This window comes from Chryseobacterium sp. SIMBA_029 (genome assembly GCF_046535275.1).
Classification (GTDB): Bacteria; Bacteroidota; Bacteroidia; order Flavobacteriales; family Weeksellaceae; genus Chryseobacterium.
Window position 1 is genome coordinate 1 of the sequence record NZ_JAWRXA010000332.1, and the last position, 271, is coordinate 271.

Here is a 271-nt window from a genome sequence, read left to right on the forward strand (position 1 = left end):
ATAGTATCTAGTGCCGCCCGTACCAGTTCAAAGTCAACGCTATGATCATGGGTCATAACCAGAATAAAGCGCTTGCCACCCTGCTCTATAAATGGACGCACAAAATCTACAGGCTCATCATCAATATGCGGACGAATATGCGCTGGTAATTTATAAGCTGGAGATTGGTTTGTTACTGATTGCTGTTCTGCACTTTGATGAGACGTACATATCTGACTAGACTTATTAGTACTCAATTGATCAGCGCTAGGTCTATCAGTCAAATAACGCT

At 42.1% G+C, this 271-nt stretch carries 1 protein-coding gene; it reads right to left on the reverse strand.

The features are described from left to right. Nucleotides 1-271, reverse strand: a 271-nt coding sequence (locus SB679_RS24345; RefSeq protein WP_410704832.1) for a hypothetical protein, incomplete at both ends; no start/stop codon positions are given.